The 18,259-nt window shown below is 55.5% G+C and carries 20 protein-coding genes and 2 tRNA genes; 11 read left to right on the top strand and 11 right to left on the bottom strand.

All coding sequences use genetic code 11. The annotated features are described in order from the left end of the window. Nucleotides 1–25 precede the first annotated feature (25 nt). Together GbCGDNIH8_RS05800 and gpt are read right to left on the bottom strand one after the other, a co-directional pair. A complete protein-coding gene (locus GbCGDNIH8_RS05800) occupies nucleotides 26–505 on the bottom strand; it encodes a hypothetical protein (RefSeq protein ID WP_072572437.1) in 480 nt (159 codons plus the stop codon). Further along, nucleotides 505–975 carry a xanthine phosphoribosyltransferase gene (gene gpt / locus GbCGDNIH8_RS05805; RefSeq protein ID WP_025286575.1) on the bottom strand — a complete coding sequence of 157 codons (471 nt, stop codon included), beginning with the start codon at nucleotides 973–975 and terminating at the stop codon, nucleotides 505–507. Before gpt ends, GbCGDNIH8_RS05800 begins: the two co-directional genes overlap by 1 nt. Before the next feature lie 139 nt (nucleotides 976–1,114). On the opposite strand from gpt, the gene GbCGDNIH8_RS05810 reads away from it, so the two are divergent. Further along, entirely contained in the window at nucleotides 1,115–2,710 is a 1,596-nt protein-coding gene (locus tag GbCGDNIH8_RS05810) for a gamma-glutamyltransferase family protein (protein ID WP_072572438.1), read from the top strand. Here GbCGDNIH8_RS05810 and GbCGDNIH8_RS05815 read toward each other — a convergent pair. The 3 genes from GbCGDNIH8_RS05815 to GbCGDNIH8_RS05825 all read right to left on the bottom strand — a co-directional run bounded on the left by GbCGDNIH8_RS05815 (nucleotide 2,704) and on the right by GbCGDNIH8_RS05825 (nucleotide 4,760). Beyond that, nucleotides 2,704–3,429: a DUF1045 domain-containing protein gene (locus GbCGDNIH8_RS05815; RefSeq protein ID WP_157692558.1), complete on the bottom strand. Its 726-nt coding sequence runs from the start codon at nucleotides 3,427–3,429 to the stop codon at nucleotides 2,704–2,706. The genes GbCGDNIH8_RS05810 and GbCGDNIH8_RS05815 overlap by 7 nt on opposite strands. Further along, entirely contained in the window at nucleotides 3,426–4,562 is a 1,137-nt protein-coding gene (locus GbCGDNIH8_RS05820) for an alpha-D-ribose 1-methylphosphonate 5-triphosphate diphosphatase (protein ID WP_072572440.1), read from the bottom strand. Before GbCGDNIH8_RS05820 ends, GbCGDNIH8_RS05815 begins: the two co-directional genes overlap by 4 nt. 122 nt (nucleotides 4,563–4,684) lie before the next feature. Beyond that, nucleotides 4,685–4,760 (bottom strand) — tRNA-Asn (locus GbCGDNIH8_RS05825). A 194-nt stretch (nucleotides 4,761–4,954) separates the two neighbouring features. On the opposite strand from GbCGDNIH8_RS05825, the gene GbCGDNIH8_RS05830 reads away from it, so the two are divergent. From GbCGDNIH8_RS05830 to GbCGDNIH8_RS05860, 7 genes are all read left to right on the top strand, one after another. Then, a tRNA-Leu gene (locus GbCGDNIH8_RS05830) sits at nucleotides 4,955–5,038 on the top strand. A 43-nt stretch (nucleotides 5,039–5,081) separates the two neighbouring features. Further along, nucleotides 5,082–5,279 (top strand): hypothetical protein, encoded by a 198-nt coding sequence (locus GbCGDNIH8_RS05835; RefSeq protein ID WP_072572441.1) that lies wholly within the window; start codon nucleotides 5,082–5,084, stop codon nucleotides 5,277–5,279. A gap of 17 nt (nucleotides 5,280–5,296) precedes the next feature. Then, nucleotides 5,297–6,163 (top strand): aminotransferase class IV, encoded by an 867-nt coding sequence (locus GbCGDNIH8_RS05840; protein WP_072572442.1) that lies wholly within the window; start codon nucleotides 5,297–5,299, stop codon nucleotides 6,161–6,163. Further along, entirely contained in the window at nucleotides 6,160–6,819 is a 660-nt protein-coding gene (locus GbCGDNIH8_RS05845) for an HAD family hydrolase (protein ID WP_072572443.1), read from the top strand. Before GbCGDNIH8_RS05840 ends, GbCGDNIH8_RS05845 begins: the two co-directional genes overlap by 4 nt. 110 nt (nucleotides 6,820–6,929) lie before the next feature. After that, nucleotides 6,930–7,211 carry an RNA chaperone Hfq gene (gene hfq, locus GbCGDNIH8_RS05850; protein WP_072572444.1) on the top strand — a complete coding sequence of 94 codons (282 nt, stop codon included), beginning with the start codon at nucleotides 6,930–6,932 and terminating at the stop codon, nucleotides 7,209–7,211. Nucleotides 7,212–7,229: 18 nt separating this feature from the next. Continuing rightward, nucleotides 7,230–8,612, top strand: a complete 1,383-nt coding sequence (hflX, locus tag GbCGDNIH8_RS05855) for a GTPase HflX (protein ID WP_072572445.1) — start codon at nucleotides 7,230–7,232, stop codon at nucleotides 8,610–8,612. Continuing rightward, nucleotides 8,609–9,442: an inositol monophosphatase family protein gene (locus tag GbCGDNIH8_RS05860; protein WP_072572446.1), complete on the top strand. Its 834-nt coding sequence runs from the start codon at nucleotides 8,609–8,611 to the stop codon at nucleotides 9,440–9,442. The genes hflX and GbCGDNIH8_RS05860 overlap by 4 nt, the downstream gene beginning before the upstream one ends. On the opposite strand, the gene mazG is transcribed toward GbCGDNIH8_RS05860, so the two are convergent. The 6 genes from mazG to GbCGDNIH8_RS05885 form a co-directional block, all read right to left on the bottom strand. Then, nucleotides 9,433–10,251 carry a nucleoside triphosphate pyrophosphohydrolase gene (mazG, locus tag GbCGDNIH8_RS05865; protein ID WP_072572447.1) on the bottom strand — a complete coding sequence of 273 codons (819 nt, stop codon included), beginning with the start codon at nucleotides 10,249–10,251 and terminating at the stop codon, nucleotides 9,433–9,435. The genes GbCGDNIH8_RS05860 and mazG overlap by 10 nt on opposite strands. Beyond that, the gene (locus GbCGDNIH8_RS05870; RefSeq protein ID WP_253736128.1) at nucleotides 10,238–11,431 is read right to left on the bottom strand and encodes an RMD1 family protein; all 1,194 of its coding nucleotides are present in this window, start codon (nucleotides 11,429–11,431) and stop codon (nucleotides 10,238–10,240) included. The genes mazG and GbCGDNIH8_RS05870 overlap by 14 nt, the downstream gene beginning before the upstream one ends. A gap of 112 nt (nucleotides 11,432–11,543) precedes the next feature. Then, the gene (locus GbCGDNIH8_RS12830; RefSeq protein WP_157692559.1) at nucleotides 11,544–11,711 is read right to left on the bottom strand and encodes a hypothetical protein; all 168 of its coding nucleotides are present in this window, start codon (nucleotides 11,709–11,711) and stop codon (nucleotides 11,544–11,546) included. Nucleotides 11,712–11,820: 109 nt separating this feature from the next. After that, entirely contained in the window at nucleotides 11,821–12,006 is a 186-nt protein-coding gene (locus GbCGDNIH8_RS05875; RefSeq protein WP_025286587.1) for a hypothetical protein, read from the bottom strand. Nucleotides 12,007–12,067: 61 nt separating this feature from the next. Further along, the gene (locus GbCGDNIH8_RS05880; protein ID WP_072572449.1) at nucleotides 12,068–12,598 is read right to left on the bottom strand and encodes an HPP family protein; all 531 of its coding nucleotides are present in this window, start codon (nucleotides 12,596–12,598) and stop codon (nucleotides 12,068–12,070) included. 131 nt (nucleotides 12,599–12,729) lie between these two features. Then, the gene (locus GbCGDNIH8_RS05885) at nucleotides 12,730–13,497 is read right to left on the bottom strand and encodes a hypothetical protein (protein WP_072572450.1); all 768 of its coding nucleotides are present in this window, start codon (nucleotides 13,495–13,497) and stop codon (nucleotides 12,730–12,732) included. Between the two features lie 240 nt (nucleotides 13,498–13,737). Here GbCGDNIH8_RS05885 and GbCGDNIH8_RS05890 point away from each other — a divergent pair, with 240 nt between their 5' ends. Genes GbCGDNIH8_RS05890 through GbCGDNIH8_RS05900 form a run of 3 tightly spaced genes read left to right on the top strand, consistent with a single transcriptional unit; the run spans nucleotide 13,738 to nucleotide 18,086 of the window. Then, entirely contained in the window at nucleotides 13,738–14,295 is a 558-nt protein-coding gene (locus GbCGDNIH8_RS05890; RefSeq protein WP_072572451.1) for a PAS domain-containing protein, read from the top strand. Beyond that, nucleotides 14,288–17,734 carry a chemotaxis protein CheB gene (locus GbCGDNIH8_RS05895; protein ID WP_072572452.1) on the top strand — a complete coding sequence of 1,149 codons (3,447 nt, stop codon included), beginning with the start codon at nucleotides 14,288–14,290 and terminating at the stop codon, nucleotides 17,732–17,734. The genes GbCGDNIH8_RS05890 and GbCGDNIH8_RS05895 overlap by 8 nt, the downstream gene beginning before the upstream one ends. Next, nucleotides 17,727–18,086: a response regulator gene (locus GbCGDNIH8_RS05900; protein WP_072572453.1), complete on the top strand. Its 360-nt coding sequence runs from the start codon at nucleotides 17,727–17,729 to the stop codon at nucleotides 18,084–18,086. The genes GbCGDNIH8_RS05895 and GbCGDNIH8_RS05900 overlap by 8 nt, the downstream gene beginning before the upstream one ends. Nucleotides 18,087–18,259 lie beyond the last annotated feature (173 nt).

The raw sequence follows: 18,259 nt of genomic DNA on the forward strand, positions 1-18,259 counted from the left end.
ACAGGCGTGGGTCGATCAGATTTTGTCACTGCGCCGGAAGTTGTTTCCAGTAGGATTTGAAAAATCCTCTGCTGTCCAGCTTGGCCTCATGCGGAGAACGCAGCGGCTCTTTTCCTTTGCAGGACCAGGTGAAGGGAGAATTGTGGCCAATGACATACATAGGGACGAAATCCGTATCCGGATGTCCCTGGCACCATTCCGTAATAGGACCGGGTGTGCCGAGGCTGACATCCGCCTTTCCGCAGGGCAGATTGGCCCCCGGGCTGCATATCCATACGGCATGATCCATGCAGCGCCATTGCAGCATGGAAGAGGCTTGCGGTTTCAGATTGAACAGGACATCCCCCTTGTTATGGAGCGAAGGTGGGATCGGACGTACTGTATCATTGGTGCCGATGGATTTGCAGTATGCCACCGGATCCTGAATGCTATCCGCCGCCCTGGCCATGCTGGAAACCAGTGTCAGAAGGCTGATGGCTGCAAGGGAAGATTTTAAAAGGACCATTACACTGTCTGCTTTTTGATCGGGGCGACGAATTGAGGCTCCGTGTCCCACGGAAACAGGATCCATGTATCCTGGGACACTTCAGTCACGAATGTATCAATGTCGTCTTTACCGTCAGGCTTGGCATAAAGACAGGCGAAATGTGCCTTTGGCAACAATGTCCGGACTGCCCGCAATGTGGTGCCGGTGTCCACCAGATCATCGATCACCAGAAAACCGGTCCCATCACCGGCTGCGTCAGGCATCTTGGTCACCACCGGCAGACCGCGCGCCTCGTCTTCATAGGTCATCACCGACACACTTTCGACCAGGCGGCATTCCAGTTCCCGGGCAATGATGGCAGCCGGGATCAGGCCGCCGCGTGTGACGGCGACGATCCCCTGCCATGGCTGCTCGATCAGCCGCCAGGCCAGTGCCTTGGCATCCCGGTGAAGCTGGTCCCATGTAACTGTGTAGTAGCGTTCGGCCATCAGATGATCCGTGTTTCAAATGCCACGGTTCTGTCCGGGCTGAGCGATTTTGGCGGTGCCCACAGATGCAGACAAGCCCTGAACGAACCTGCCTGCCGGGAGCATTGCCATCCATTATACAGGGCGGCACAATTCCGGCATGCGCGATTTTCATTTTCCAGGCCGCAGTCCGGCCATTGGCGGCGAAGGAATGGCCGCAACCTCCATGCCCGCTGCGACTCTTGCGGCGCTGGACGTGCTGAAAAGCGGCGGGAACGCAATGGATGCCGCGATTGCAGCGGTCGCCGTTTTAAGCGTGATAGAGCCGCAGGCCACTGGAATCGGTGGAGACTGCTTCTGCCTGTATGCACCTGCCAGTGGTGGGGTGCATGCGCTGAACGGCTCCGGTCGCTCCCCGGCCGCCCTGACGCTGGAGGTGCTGGAAAAACAGGGCATCACCGCGCTGGAGCCAACCTCCGCACATGCCGTGACCATTCCTGGTGCCGTGGCAGCGTGGGAGGCTCTGCTCACAAGATTTGGCACGAAAGGGCTGGATACGCTGTTGCAGCCCGCTATCGCGTTGGCTGAGCAGGGCATGCGGGTTCATGCCCGTGTAGCGCTCGACTGGAGCCGGAACGAGGACAAGCTGCGTCATACAGGGGCCAGTGCCTTCCTGCCGGACGGCCATGCACCGTCCATGGGCGATCTGTTCCGTCAGCCCGCTCTGGCAGAAACGCTGCGGGTGATCGCAAAGCAGGGCGCGCGCGGATTTTATGAAGGTGCGGTTGCTGCCGATATGGTGACCACCTTGCGGGCCAAAGGCGGCCTGCATACCGAGGAGGATTTCGCGGCTGGGCTGACCGCACCGGAATTCGTAACCCCGATCCATCGGGCGTGGAAAAACTATGAGGTCTGGCAATGTCCGCCGAACGGATCGGGCCTGCTGGTGCTGATGATGCTGGGAATTCTGGAGGGGTTTGAGCATCCGCCAGAAGGCCCATTGAGCGCGTTACGGTTACACCGGCATGCCGAGGCAGCGCGGATGGTCTATCGCGACCGGGATGCGTTTCTGGCTGATCCCGCGCAGGTTGCCGTGCCGGTGGAGCGGCTGTTGAGCGATTCTTATCTTGCTGCGCTCCGTGACCTGATTGATGACCGGAAGGCAACGACAACCCTGCCGGCCGCAGGTGAAACACTGCTGCCGCGTCATCGGGACACGGTGTATCTGTCCGTGGTTGACCGCTACGGCAATGCGTGCAGCCTGATAAACTCTTTGTTCAACGATTTTGGCTCCGGCATTCTGGCCGGGCAGAGTGGTGTATTGCTACAAAATCGTGGGCTTGGATTCCGGCTGGAGCGAGGACATCCGAACTGTGTCGGTCCGCGCAAACGACCCATGCACACGATCATTCCGGGGATGCTGATGAAAGATGGTCAGGCTGTCATGCCCTATGGCGTGATGGGCGGCCATTTCCAGCCGATGGGGCAGACCCTGTTTCTGACCAATATGCTGGAATTCGGGATGGATGTGCAGCAGGCGCTGGATTGCCCCCGTTTGTTTCCGTTCCGGGGCAAGCTGGAAATCGAACGCGGTATTCCGGTCGAGGCACGCGCAGCTCTGACCGCACTGGGTCACGATCTGGAGGAAATCGAGTTTCCGCATGGTGGCGGACAGGGCATCTGGATCGACAGACAGCGCGGTGTTCTGCTGGGTGGATCAGACCCACGCAAGGATGGGTTGGCGATGGGCTACTGAGTGGCTTTCGCCAGCGGAAACCTTGCCAGCACCGAAAAATTCCGGTCCGGAGCCTCCTGCCGATAAACACAAAGCGCATCGACCAGACGTATGTCGGCCAATGCGGCGGAGAAATGCTTCTCTGCCGCAGACTGGATCGCCGGAATGGCAGACGCAGGCAGTTTTTCACTGAGTGTCATGTGAAAACGCCACTCATCCAGCACATCAGGATAGCCCCATTGCCGGAGCATGGCTTCTCTGGCTGGTGAGAGCGGCAATTGCCTGCGTCTGGCAAGTTCTTCATCTGTTGGTGGCGCCCGGAATGGATCGAGCGCGATGACACAGCGATCGCACAGCGCCCGTAATGCGGATGATGCACTCTGTTCGGTCAGGGCCAGAAAACCCTGCAATGTGGTAACGCTTAGCGCTGGCATCGGGAAAACAGGAATCATGCCTGCAAGTGCTTCTACCGCTGCCAGAAACTCCTTTTCATCATATCCGGCATTCAGCCTGACAGGAGGCTTCAAGGTCGCATGGAAACCATAACGACGCGGGGAGGCCGTCAGGGCGGCCCATTCCGCGGATGACCAGCCGGGCAGGGCAGGCTGAAGCAGAGTCTCATCTGTGAGCGGATCACGACCCAGCCAGCCGCATCCTGCCTGCCATAGCGGATCGGCGGGATCTGGAGCGTAGTAAATCGCGTATCGCGCTACGCTGGCAGCAGGGAGGGTGGTTATCACGCGACGCGTTTGCCCTGACGCCATACGGCCCGCACCACCGGTATCCCCAGATGTACGTGGACCCTCACCAGATCGGCCCGAAGCCCCGGGGCGATTCTTCCACGATCGTGCAGTCCTGTCATGATGGCAGGGGCTTCGGTGACAAGCCGGATGGCGGCGGGAAGATCAAGGGATGCAATGGATGCCGCCATAAAGGCTGCTTCCAGCATCGCAAAAGGCACGTAATCGGAGGCCAGTGCGTCGATCAGCCCGTTCTGAAGCAGTGTGGCGACGGAGACGTTACCGGAATGCGATCCGCCCCGCACGACATTGGGGGCGCCGCCGATAATCGTCATCCCGGCGGCACGGGCGGCCTGTGCCGCCACCAGACTGACCGGGAACTCGCTGATTTTGACACCATCGGCCGCGTTTTCAGCAATTTCCTCTTCGGTGCGGTCGTCATGGCTGGCGAGGGCTACCCCCCGTGGCCGCAGCAGATCGAGAATCGCATCACGATTCGGCCTCCGCAATGTGCTGCGTCTGGCCTGTGCCCGTTCGATCTGGTTTTCAGTTTCCTCGACGGAATATCCATCGCTATGCAGGAGTGCCCGGTAGCGGGTCAGGTCAGAATATTGGCCATGACCGGGAACATGATCCATCAGGCTGGCCAGCTTCAGCCTGGGATGATCAGCCAGTGGCCTCAGCATATCCAGCGTATCGGGAGCAGGCATCTCACAGCGCAGATGAAGAAAATGCTCCGCCTTGAGCATGTTACCGGCGGCAAGGGTATCGAGATCCTTCACACCATCCTGACAGGTGCGCATCCTGTCTTCCTCGAAGCCCAGATTTCCAAGGCAAAGACTATCGAACACGGTGGTGATACCGGCGGCGATACATTGCGCATCATGAGCCAGAAACGCCGACAGGGATGGAAAACGGGCATTTTGCCGCGGCAGAACCTGCCGTTCCAGATTATCGGTATGCAGGTCGATCAGGCCGGGAATCAGCAGATCGCCTCCCATATCTTCTCCTTCTTTTCCGAAGGAGGAATCGGAGCCGATGGAAGAAATGAGACCATCTGCAATGGTGATGGAGGTCTCCACGACGTGATCAGGGAGCACGATCCGGGCATTGGTCAGCACAAGGGAATGCATCCATCATAGGTGCACCAGAATCCCTGTATCCGCCAAGATCAAGAATCACGGGAAATAATAAATCCTCGTCCATCGTAAGGATTTATCAGCGTGCAGACCAATTTTCAGGGGGATTAAAATACTGGCTCCCGGAGTAGGACTCGAACCTACGACCCAGCGGTTAACAGCCGCTTGCTCTACCAACTGAGCTATCCGGGAACAGCGTGGCGGTCATATAGCCGGGTCGATCCGGCTTGCAAAGCCCTTTCCGGAAAAAATATGACATTCCGGTTTTGACGGGGACGGGCTGGCGAAAAGGAAGCAATACCGGTATTGTCCGCCTGCCCGTATGGTTCAGGTGATCAAGTCTGTGGTTTCGGATCGATGGTCCGGACAGGCAGATCGCGGCAGGGGCGAGAGTGGCGGAACGGTAGACGCAGTCGACTCAAAATCGACCGCCGCAAGGCATGGGGGTTCGAATCCCCCCTCTCGCACCAATATCCCGACCAAAACCTTCCAGCATGGCAGGGAGCCTACAGCATGCGGCATTTTATCAGCGACATGCGCTTTTTCATGGATCGTATCCATCTGCCACAGGCCATTATTCTGGCCATTGTTGCCGTCTGTGCTGCGATCTCGATCATAACGGCTTCTCTGGGTGGCCCCATCTGGATTGTAACGTTGTTTGGCGTGCCGTGTCCGTTTCTTTTTTTTGCTGTCATCGCAATGATCGTTTGACCGGTGCTGAGCGGTTTATGGCCCGTATTGTCTATGTGAATGGTTGCTATCAGCCGCTTCGGCAGGCGGCGGTCGCTGTTGAGGATCGCGGCCTGCAATTCGGCGATTCGGTATATGAGGTTATCTACGTCGCCCATGGGCGGCTGATGGATGTGGCGCCGCACCTGGCGCGTCTGCGCCGTTCCCTTCAGGCGTTGCGCCTGCCGTTTGCTTTTTATGAAACAGCCCTGATCGCAGTGCTGACTGAAGTTGTCAGGCGTAACCGGCTGCGTTTCGGATTGCTCTATATCCAGGTTACCCGGGGACATGCACCAAGGGCGCATGCGTTTCCTGACAACGTGACACGGCCCACGGTGATCGTGACGGCCCGATCAGTGGTACCCTGTCCGGTCAATGCTGAAGGCTGGGGTATTTCCGCCATCACTCTGCCGGATGATCGCTGGGCGCGGTGTGATATCAAGACCACCAATCTCCTTCCGAATGTTCTGGCGCGGCAGAAGGCGAGGGAACAAGACGCTGGAGAAGCGATTCTCTATGACAGGGAAGGAAACGTGACCGAGGGAGCCGCCACCACCGTATGGGCAGTTGGTGTGGATGGCGTGCTGAGGACACGAAATCTGGACTATTCCGTGCTTCCCGGCTGCACGCGGGAGGTTCTGACAACAGAGATTCTCCCGGCTCTCGGCGGGTTTTCCGTGCGGGAAGAGCCTATTGCGCTTGATGCGCTGAAAACCGCGCGGGAGATTTTTCTAACCAGCGCGACGAGCTTCGTGAAACCGGTGCTGCGGCTGGATGGTTTGGCGGTCGGCGATGGAACGCCAGGCCCTGTTGCACGCCATCTGCTGCATCATCTGTCGCTTCATTTTGACAAACAGGTACCATGACCGACGATCGACCGGATGCCATCCTGTGGGACTGGGACAACACTCTGATCGACGGCTGGGCTGCGATCACCGCTGCCCTGAACGCTGTGTTCCGTCACTTCGGACGTCCCGTCTGGACAGTGATGGAGACGAAAGCGCAAGTGCGTGGTTCAGCCCGTGATACCTTCCCCACTATGTTCGGAGTGCGATGGGAGGAGGCGCGGGATATTTTCTATGGTACACTGTCGGCCAGTCACCTCGATCATCTGAAGCCCATGCCGGGGGCCGAGGCCATGCTGCGTGCAGCCTCCCTCTGGCCGCAGGCGGTGGTATCAAACAAGGCGGGCGATTTTCTACGGCGGGAAGTAGCCTATATCGGATGGGAGCCTTTTTTCGGTGCCGTGATCGGTGCCGGAGATGCAGCGGCGGACAAGCCTGCTGCGGCCCCCATTCTGCTGGCGCTGGAGCGCATGCGCTATGACGGGGAACGCAGCAAGGTCTGGTATATCGGGGATACTGCGTTGGATATGCAGGCAGCACGTGCTGCCGGATGCACCGCCATTCTGCTGGGCGATGCCGCCCATGACGGGGGAATTGCCCGGGCTGCGTTTGATCATCATATTCAGGATGGGCATGCATTGGCTGCCATGCTCAATGTGTTACACGGCAGGCCCTGACCCAGCTTGCCAGCACTCCGGATGCCCCGCATAATCTTTCCCGGCCGGTGCGAAGCCGGATCGTTCCACGGGCGCCTTAAAACAACAAAAAAAGAAGGGAAAACATAGCCATGGCCAGTGAGAAGTCCCAGAACGTCCAGGATGTCTTTCTCAACCACGTTCGCAAGAGCAAGACACCGGTCACGGTGTTTCTGGTCAATGGGGTCAAGCTTCAGGGTATTATTACCTGGTTTGACAATTTCTCTGTTCTCTTACGCCGTGACGGGCACACCCAGCTTGTCTATAAACACGCAATCAGCACCGTGATGCCTGGTGCACCCATTCAGTTGTTCGACGCGACCAAGCCGGAAGGTGGTGTGGGCCGTGATACGGCTGCCTATTCCGACGAATAGAATGTCGCGCCAGAGGATATGGCGATTCAGGATTTTTCTTCGACTGACCGTTCCCCCAGTTCCGTCTCTTCCGGTCCGGCAAGGGCAGCGGTCATCCTGCCATGGGAAAAGCCCGAGCGCGGGGATAAGGTAGAACGGCTTGATGCCGGTCGGGCCGCCGAGGCGCGGTTGGCCGAGGCGGTGGGGCTTGCAGCCTCTATCGGCCTTGTAGTGGTGCATAGCGGTGTTCTGCCGTTGCGTACCCGTCGGCCTTCGACTCTGCTGGGCGAGGGACAGGTACAACTGACCGGGCAGGCGCTGGCAGGTCAGAATATTACAGTTGTTATCGTGGATGCAGCGCTGACCCCGGTGCAGCAGCGCAATCTGGAACGGGCGTGGAACACCAAGGTCATCGATCGGACCGGTCTTATTCTGGATATTTTCGGTGAGCGTGCCGCTACACGCGAAGGCACGTTGCAGGTCGAACTGGCACATCTGGAGTATCAACGCTCCCGTCTGGTGCGCTCATGGACCCATCTGGAGCGGCAGCGCGGTGGATTTGGCTTCCTCGGCGGGCCCGGTGAAACCCAGATCGAGGCCGACCGTCGTCTGATTACCGACCGGATCGTGAAGCTGAAACGCGAACTGGAACAGGTGCGCCGGACCCGTGGCCTGCATCGCACGGCCCGTCAGCGCGTGCCATTTCCTGTGGTGGCACTGGTTGGCTACACCAATGCCGGTAAATCTACGTTGTTCAACGCCATGACCGGTTCCACTGTGCTGGCAAAAGATCAGCTTTTTGCCACGCTTGATCCTACCATGCGCGGATTGCGCCTGCGTTCGGGACGTCGGGTGATCCTGTCGGATACGGTCGGTTTCATCAGCGAGCTGCCCACCGAACTGATTGCCGCCTTCCGTGCCACATTGGAAGAAGTGGCGGAGGCTGATGTCATCCTGCATGTCAGGGACGTTTCACACCCGGATACGGCTGCACAGCGTCATGATGTCCAGCTGGTTCTTGATGGAATGGTGCGTGATCATGATCTGGATGCCGACTGGCGTGGCCGGATGATCGAGGTGTTGAACAAGGCTGATCTGCTCGGCGGCGTCGAGCATGTCAGCGTGGCACCGGGTAGTGTAGCTGTCTCTGCCATAACCGGTGCCGGGCTGGATGAGTTGCAGGCCGCGATTGATGCCAGAATCGCCGCCAGCCTTACGATTGTGCATTACTCTGTCCCGGCCGCGGATGGCGCGGCCATGGCATGGCTGCATGAGCATGGAGAAGTTCTGGACCGTCAGGATGGTGCGGAGAATGGCGTGATCGCAATTACCGTCCGTTTGCGCCCGGCTGATCAGGCCCGTTTTGAACGTCTTCATAAAGCGCATCCCGTAGCCGACAAGCAGGATGCTTCAAGCCAATGACCCGCCTGACCGTCGCGCAGATCGAAACTGTCGCCGGTATTCTGGCCGAGGCTTCAGTTCGGGAGATTATGCCCCGGTTCCGTCGGCTGTCAGAAGAGTCAGTGCGGATGAAAACCGGCCCACTCGATCTCGTGACTGATGCGGATGAGGCAGCGGAGCAATGGATTACGCAGGCACTTCTGCAACAGTTTCCATCCGCCCTTGTGGTCGGGGAAGAAGCCGCCACCAAAACGCCATCCCTGCTGGATGCGCTGGGGGATGCTGATCTGGCTTTCGTGGTGGATCCTGTAGACGGCACTTCAAATTTTGCGGCGGGTCTGACGCTGTTCGGATGCATGGCGGCGGTGCTGAGCCGGGGTGAGATCATCGCCACGATCATTCATGACCCTGTTGGCTGTGATACCGCCTTTGCTCTTCGTGGAGAGGGGGCCTGGATCAGCTTTCCGGATGGCATGCGTCAGGATCTTCGGGTTGCGGCTTCGGTGCCGGTTGCCGCCATGACCGGTGCAGCATCATGGCGCTTTCTGGCTGAACCACTGCGCAGTTCCGTCTGTGAGGGCATGGCGCAGGTTGCGCAAAGCTTCGATTTTCGTTGTGCAGCGCATGAATACCGGATGCTGGCAGGTGGCTACTGCCATTTTTTATTGTTCAACCGCCTGATGCCGTGGGATCATGCCCCTGGTGTCTTGCTGCATCAGGAAGCCGGTGGATATTCCGCGCAGTTCGATGGTCGGCCTTACAGCCCGCTACGGCATGGGGGCGGGTTGCTTTGTACTCCTGATGCCGAAAGCTGGCATCTTCTGGCGCAGGCATTGCTGGGTCAGGGCTGAGACGTTTCGCGTTCCCGGCTTTTGACTGCCTGCCACTCTGCCTCCATGGCATCCAGCCCGGCATCGGCGGGAGCCAACCCTTTTTCGGCAAGAGATGCTTCCACTGCGTTGAAGCGACGCTCGAATTTTGTATTGGCAGCCCGCAGGACGCTTTCAGGGTCCAGGCGCAGCTTGCGGGCGAGATTGGCCATGACGAACATCATGTCACCCAGCTCATCCGCCAGCCGTTCAGGATCGGCCGAGGGTAATTCGGCACGCAATTCCGCCGTTTCCTCGGCCAGTTTTTCCAGCACGGCATTGGCATCAGGCCAGTCAAAGCCGACCCGTGCCGCCCTTGCCGTGAGCTTTGCGGCTCGGCTGAGGGCGGGCAAGGTGGTCGATACACCCGCCAGGACACCTGTTTCCGCTTTGGCCACGCGTTCCGCCTGCTTTCGGGCTTCCCATGCTGCCGTTCCGTGGGCGGATGTGGCAGGGTCGCAATCCTCCGGTGCGAACACATGAGGGTGGCGGCGGATCATCTTGTCAGTGATGCCCTGAGTGACAGAAGCGAAGTCAAAACTGCCTTCCTCGGATGCGATCTGGGCATGGTAGACAACCTGAAGCAGCAGATCCCCCAGCTCATCCTGAAGTGCAGCGCGGTCACCACGGCTGATGGCATCTGCCACCTCATAGGCTTCCTCAATCGTGTAAGGTGCGATGGTAGCGAAGCTCTGCTGGATATCCCATGGACAGCCGCCATCAGGATCGCGGAGGCGACGCATGACGTTTAAAAGGGAGAGAATCGCGACAGCCGGATCAGTGTTCGACACGTAATAACGCCAGAAAAACTTCGATCATGATCAGCAGGATGACGGCAACTTCCAGCATTTGTCCACGGCTGCCGGCGGCTTCTTCATACAGGGCCGAATATGTATCCCGCACGATGTCCAGCTTGCGATCCACGGCAGCACTGACAGCCTTGACGCGGAAAAGATCAAGGGCCGCCCCATAAATACGAGCCAGATAGACATCTTCCGTCACCTGAAGCGCATTATCGACCCGCTCGGTCAGCTCCGTCACCTCTGCCACCAGCGTATGGAAGCGCCGGGCCAGTGTTGCAAAACGGCGGGGCGCGTAGATATCGAACCGCTTCCGGGCCGCTTCCACCATATTGTACATACGGGGAAGTTCGGCATCGAGCAGTTCGTCATAGAACCGCATCTCCAGAAGCTGGGCATTGGCGACTTCCAGCACATCCAGAATATCGCTGTCGCCCCGGGCATCGATAATGAAGGCGCGGTCCCAGGTCAGGATAACCAGATCATCTTCATAATAGGAAAAACGCTGGCGCAGCAGATCACGCCGCGCCTGTTGCGATAGAGGTCGGGTTTCGCCGGAAAGCAGGGCGGCGATGTCAATTTTTGTATCCAGCGCTTCAATACTGATCGGTTCATTGAAATGGCGGACAAAAGCGATCTGGTAATCTTCCTGTAAAGAGCCATCAGTAGGTTTTTTCCAGCACGGCAGAAGGGTTTGGCGCAGGGTAGACAGGATATCGCGCCAGACCGTCGCTGTTTCCTCATTATCTAGAACCGTAAATATGCCGTCATGGAGCGTCACGAAATCCTGCCAGAGCATATCCGTGACAGGTCGCCGTATTTCAATGGCGACAGCGCCAAAGTCATACAACCGGACGGCGACTGCAACTTCATGCGTTGACAGACCGAGAATCAGATGTCGTGTGCCAAGATCAATGGTCAGCGGAGGATTGCCGAAAGATACCGCTTTGGGAGATGTCGTGCTGAGACTGGCGCGGGCAGGGCGTGCCCTTTCATCTGACTGTCGTTGAAGCCAGAGTCGTTCTGCCTCTTTCAGATCCATTTCATAGGCGACGTCGACAAGACGCAAGGCGATAATATCGCCCGTTACTGTCAGCCCGAAGGAAGCGGAGACCGGGGGGGCAGCCGGAAAAAGCATTACAGAGTCTGAAGGCGACATGATGGCTGGCACGCAGTGAAATCCGGTACTGTCACAGAGCAGCACATATTATTGTGGACCTGTAACAGGTCATCAATCAAGTATGCTTCATGTGACAGTTCCGGATCAAACGGCGAATGACTGCTCAATCCAGCCCCTGTGCCTTTCCGGCGTCGCGCTGGTTGGGGTCTTTACCTTCCAGACGCAGCAGAAAGCGATAATAGCGTTCCATCACCACATCTTCACTGGTGCCGCTGACGGCTGCGGCTGTTGCCAGCAAGGCAGCGATCAGATCGTTTGTCTGTGGAGTCATGGCGGCACCTTTTTTGCTGTTTTGTTCTTTGCAAAATGGACAACAGATACCGGAACTGCAACTAAATAAGGTTGAATTTATTTTTAATATGTAAAAATGATCGCTCGTTCTATTTGTCGTGTGTGCGCTCTGCGCGTTCCCAGAATGCTTTCATCGGGCCGGTATCTGGATCGTGTCCTGTGACACGTTGGGCAAAGCGCAGATAACGCTCTATCACCAGTTCTTCACTGGCCTGCCCGATCGTCGCAGCAACGGTCAGCAGCGCGGCCGTCACGTTTTTATCATCGCTATCCATGTCAATTCCCTGATCTATCGTCGCCTGACTGTGTGCCAGATCAGGGGACAAATGCAACCAGCTACTGCACCGCAGCCTTGCTTTTAGTTGTCAGATCAGGGGGCCCGCTGTGCAGCACGGGATAAGGGGTACCGCTGAGCTTGTGAAAGCAGGCTGCAATGGCCACAAGGGCGCACGAGCCGGTCAGAACGGGTACAAATGCAAAGCTCATATCCGGATTGAGAGCGAAGATAACAAGCGGATTGGCCCCGGCTGGCGGGTGGGTAATACGCAGAACGGTCATCAGGGCGATGGCCAGACCGACCCCAAGGGCCGCGGCCCACCATGTATTCGGTAGAATAGTCAGAAGCGCCAGACCAGCCACTGTGGACACAAGATGACCACCGATGACGTTGACAGGCTGGGATAACGGACTGTGGGGTACCGAAAACAGTAAAACGCTGCTGGCTCCGAAGGGTGCGATCAGCATCGGTAGTTCGGAATAGGCTGCGGCTGCTCCTATTGAGCCGACTCCAAGCAATCCTCCAAGGCCCGCCAGAATCGCGGTGCGGGCAGGCTGGGAGGGTTGATGACGAATGAGAAAACGACGCATGCCTTAGAACACCCTGCAAAAGTGAATATTTTTAGTGCAAAGTATGTACATCTTTATAGCAGGGTGACCGATTTATATCAAATGTCGGAATCGCCGTGATGACGGGCTGGGTTCAGGCCGGAATGATCAGGTCAATGGGCCGCATATCGCTGGCGATGACGCTCCAGCGTTTTTCTGACCCGTTCAAGGGCCTGTAAGACTTCCTCCTGAAAATCAGTCTCCTGAAAATGGTGGATGTCGCTATGCGCAGCACAGACAACAGGTGTATCCCGCCACTGCCGTGCGAGACCGGAGGCCCAGCGTGTATAGTGGTCAGCGGCATCGGCGTTTTTCTGCAGGGCTTTCCCCAGCAAAGGATGAAAAGTCAGGTGGGGGGATGGCAGAAACGGCCTGACGATAGAAGGGATTTTCAGAACATTCAGAGTATCATCAACATGCACGATGCCGCTGGCGCCATGCCGTACCAGCACAGAAGCCGTATGGACCCTTGGGTTGGATGAAATAAAATCGATTCCTTCCGGCACTGAGAATTCGAGATCATCGGCAAAAAGGTTCTGTACTTCCCTGTCTTCAATCAACCCGGTTTCCCAGTTAAGATCTGGCCAGATTTCCCGGTGCCGCCTTGTCCCATACAGGCGGGCATGGGGAAAAAGCCGATGGATGGAAGCACAATGGAGTGTGTGGAAAGGATGAACATTGATGATGGCATCAATAGCTTGCCCATTATCTGTCATCCCGGACAGAGCTGCATGATCCTCACCGGTGATAGTGTAGCTGTCGATCAGGAGGAAGCGTCCGCTCTTTCTGCGGATCACCGACATATGGGTGCCTACATCGTATAAACCAGCCAGTTTGAAGCTGCCCCTCACAGTCCAGAAGTCACAGCTTATCTGCTTCATGGATGAATGCCGCCCTGATGGTGAATGGGCCAGAACCGGCCAAAACAGTTCATAATCTGAAAAGTTGCATGAGAAATTTTATTCTTATGCAGGAAACTAAACCTGGTTGTTATAAGGAAAATAAACCTAAATTATCCTATGATAAATATTTTGAATCTTAATTAATATAAGTCATGAATATCTTTCTCATCTTGTGCAGAAAGACGGTAGCTTATTAAACCAGTGGCAGAAGGATTTTACGTGAAACAGTCACTCCCTGCCTATCTGATAGATTATTTTCAGCACTCCCGTGTGGCGCTGGCTTTGGCGGCCCCTGACGGGAATCATGACCTTCTGTGGGTCAACGGGCCGTTCAGAGCATTAACGGGGTATTCTTCGACCGAAGTAATTGGCAAGAATTGCCGCTTTTTGCAGGGTGATGCTGACAATGAAGCTGCAAGAACAAAAATAAGACAGTTTCTGCAGAACCAGGGTCAGACCAGCGTAAGAACGCCAGTCATTAACTTCCGCAAGGACAAGGTTCCGTTCGTTAATCTGCTCTATCTATCCCGCCTTCAAGGGGCGGACGGAATAACTAAATACATTTTTGCATCCCAGTTTGATGTCAGTCGTTCTTACCCTGATCTTCTTATCAACTATGACAGGGAACTGGCAGCCACACTTGGTGGTTTACGCTCCATTGCAAAAGATGGAGGCATCGTGGTTCAAGGGACAGTGCTGACGATCGCCAATACCTCGGCGCTCGTTGCTCAGGCCAGGATGACGCTAGCGGAGCTGGAAAACGTACCAGATGCATGACAATTCTCTGGCGGCCGACAGAAAAGAGAACAAAAATCAGGCTGCCTCTTTTCCAGTGGTCGGAATAGGCGCATCAGCAGGGGGGCTGGAAGCCCTGCGTGACATGCTTTCCACTGCCACGCTTCCTACTGGGATGTCCTATGTTGTCATCCAGCATCTGGACCCCAACCACGAAAGCATGTTGGCTCAGCTTCTGGATCGCAACACTGCCCTGAAGGTGATCCAGTGTGAAGGCGGAGAGAAAATAGAGACGGATATTGTCTATATCATTCCTCCAGGTCATGGGCTTGTCATCCGTAGCGGTGTTCTGGAACTGATCCAATTTCAGCAGCCGCGTGGATTGCGTCGTCCAATCGATGATTTTTTCCTGTCTCTTGCCAGTGATCAGCAGGCAAATGCTGTCTGTGTCATCCTGTCCGGCACGGGAGGAGATGGTACCACCGGGTTGCGGGCAATCAAGGAAAATGGCGGAATCTGCGTTGTGCAGCAGCCTGAGACCGCCCGCTATGATGGTATGCCCCTTTCAGCAGTCGGAACGGGCCTTGTCGATTTCATATGCCCCGCCTGCGAAATCCTGAACTGTATAAAATCTTTCTTCAAGCGACGTATGACTGATCAGTTGGATGTTGAGACTGCGATCGTGGCTGATCACGTCGATGAATTATGTCGTGTGCTGCGTGCCAATACGGGGCATGATTTTGCAGGTTACAAGCGTTCAACTCTGATTCGCCGTGTTGAGCGGCGTATGCACGTTCTGGGGATCAACAGTGGCCGTGCTTATGTCAATCGGATCAGGGATGATTCCGTAGAACGCGAGGCATTGTTCCGTGATCTTCTGATTAATGTGACCCGTTTCTTTCGTGATCCGGAAGCATTTCTGGCACTGCGCAGCAAAGTGATCGAACCATTGCTGCGTGAACGTGCAGCTGATGAGGATATACGGATATGGATTCCCGGCTGCTCGAGCGGAGAAGAAGCCTACACGATTGCGATCCTGTGCGCAGAGGCAGCCCGAACCACTGGTCAGCCACTGGCCGTGCAGATTTTTGCCACGGACATAGATGAACAAATGTTGTCCATCGCTAGGGAAGGCTCATATCCGGCTTCGGCCTTGATAGATATTCCGGTGGACCTGAGAGAACGTTATACAGTTCCCCATGCCGAGCGGTTTTCAATTATCTCCCCGATCAGGGACATGATCCGTTTTTCCAATCACAGCCTCATAAAAGATCCACCTTTTTCAAGAATTGATCTGGTTTCCTGTCGCAATTTGCTGATTTATTTTGCTGACCGATTGCAGCAGACTGTCATTCCACTCCTGCATTATGCCATCCGCGCAGGTGGATATCTTTTTCTTGGCCCATCAGAAAGTGTCGGACGCTTTGAACATCTGTTCCCGACCATTGACCAGCATGCGCATATTTTTACTCGTCCCCCCGGGGCACCGAATTATCCGATTGATCTGCCTGTCAACCTGCGTCAGCGTTCTTCCATGAGGGAAAGAGGAGGTAAGGGAAATACCAGCGCACTCGGAAACGAAAGTGCAGCGATAAGACGCCTGGTGGAACGCTATGCGCCACCAAGCCTTGTGGTGGATCCCGATGGAGGCATTCTGGCAGCTTATGGTAAGCTGAGCCGGTATTTCGAATTTCCGGTGACCAGAACAGGCGGGAGCAGTGCACTCAATCTGGCCCGTCCCGGGTTGCGGGATGTCATGGGTGCGCTTTTGCGTCAGGGACGTGACCAAAAGCGGAACGTTGTCGTTCGTGACGTTGCTGTAGAAACTGATTTTGGTACGCAGCCTGTCGAAGTAACCTGCGATCCTTTAAGCGATGGATGTCTGCTGTTCGTTATCCGTGATAGTGGACCGTTCAAACCCCTCGAAGATTCCGAAGTTTATGAAATTCAGGTGGCCGACGATCATCGTGAAGCACTTGAAGATGAACTCCGCCTGACCCGGTATCGTCTGCGCTCTGTAGTGGAGGAGCTGGAGACCGCAAATGAGGAGCTTAAAAGCTCCAACGAAGAAATGATGTCAATGAATGAGGAGCTTCAGTCAACCAACGAGGAACTTGCAACCGTTAATGATGAGTTAAAAAGCAAGGTTCATCAGCTGACTGTCGCAAATTCTGATCTTCGTAACTTCTTTGAATCTACTGACCTTGCCGTGGTTGTGCTGGATGCAGACCTTAAAGTGCGCAGCTATACCGAGGCAGCCACCAGGATTTTTCCTTTGAAGCCTTCCGACCGTGGCCGCCCTTTGACGGATGTAACCAGCAGGCTTGCGACAATCGAATATTTCGAAGATGCGCGGGCTGTGGCCTGTGGCGCTGAATCTGTGCAGCGCCGGGTGACGACGCAGGATGGAAAGCGCATTTATTCCATGCGTGTTCTGCCATATAACACCCATAAAGGCACTGTGGATGGTGCTACTCTGGTGCTGACTGACATCACCGACGCCCTTGTGATGGAACGGCAGCTGGCTGCAGAGCGCGAGCGCCTGGATATCGCCATCAAGGCAGCAGGGATCGGTATATGGGAATATTGCCCGGAAACGGGTGAAACCGTGATCGATGAGGTTGAGCAGAAGCTGTTCGATATCGATGAGGAAGAGGGCAGACAAATCAGTTCCTTGCTGGAGCGTATCCATCCAGATGATATCAGAGGCGTTGAAACAGCGTTGCGAAGAGCTTCTGCCGGCAACTGTGATTATGAAGCAAGTTTCCGTATCAGGACCAAAGATGATACTGAACGCTGGATCAAGGGATTTGGCCGCATTGTCACCGGCAGTTCTCCCACGCGTCTGGTGGGTGTTTCTATTGATGTAACACCTGAGTACACGCTTGCTGAAACGCGCCACCTCATGCTGCGCGAGATGAATCATCGTGTCAAAAACCTGTTTGCCGTTATAGCTGGAATTGTAACGGCTGTTTCGCGCGGTCACGACAACGTTCAGACCTTTGCGCGTGATATACGTGATCGTATCGCATCCCTGGGCAACGCCCATTCACTGGCTGCATCAGGAGGGGAGCCAAAAGCGATTGACCTTCAGGAATTGGTGGAGGTGACGCTTGCGCCTTATCGTCATGACACAAAAATAGATATCCACGGCCCTTCCACGCAGATTGATCGATCTGCTCTCTCTTCCTTTGCCCTTATATTACATGAATGGGCTACGAATGCTGTGAAATACGGCGCTTTGGACGGAAAGGATGGCGCATCCCTAGTCGTTACATGGAAACGGTCTGAAGATGGTCTGCAACTTATATGGAATGAACAGCAGGTAAAACCGGTTATCGAACCTGAAAAAAGAGGGTTTGGATCCCTGTTGGTGGAGACCAGTGTGCGTCAGTTGCGTGGGCAGATAGAGAGGTCCATGAATGAGAGTAATCTGTTCATTACCCTTCAACTTCCTAATGGCGTATTAAGCAATGGCTAAGCTCGTTCTTCTGGCAGAAGACGAGTTGTTTATTGCTCTCGATCTTCAGATAATCCTTGAAGAAGCAGGTTGCACTATCATCGGACCTCTGGCGACACTGGATGAAACGCTCAGTGCGCTGGATGATTTGAAAGGCACAAAACTGACTGCTGCGCTTCTGGATGTCCGGCTCGCAGATAAGGATATATTTCCTGCGGCCGACTGGTTGCATCAAGCGGGTGTGCCGCTACTTTTTCATTCTGCTCATGCGGATGAGGACATCCTTCGTCAACGCTATCCAGAGGCTGCGATTTTTCCAAAGCCATGTGCCCTGGATGAGCTGTGTCACATTATTCGGCGTATAGTGGAATAGGAACCAATACAGCTGGATAACGCCTGAAAAGGCAAGGGGAGAGGATAACCTGTTACCTCTTCCAACAGAAAAAATCTTTTATACAAAATACAGTTGATTTCAAAGACAGTGCTTCAGAAAAAAGGTTTTTTTGAAAAGCAGGATTGTTTTTATCCTGCTTTTCTCAAGAAATT

It is taken from the genome of Granulibacter bethesdensis (genome assembly GCF_001889545.1).
GTDB lineage: Bacteria > Pseudomonadota > Alphaproteobacteria > Acetobacterales > Acetobacteraceae > Granulibacter > Granulibacter bethesdensis_B.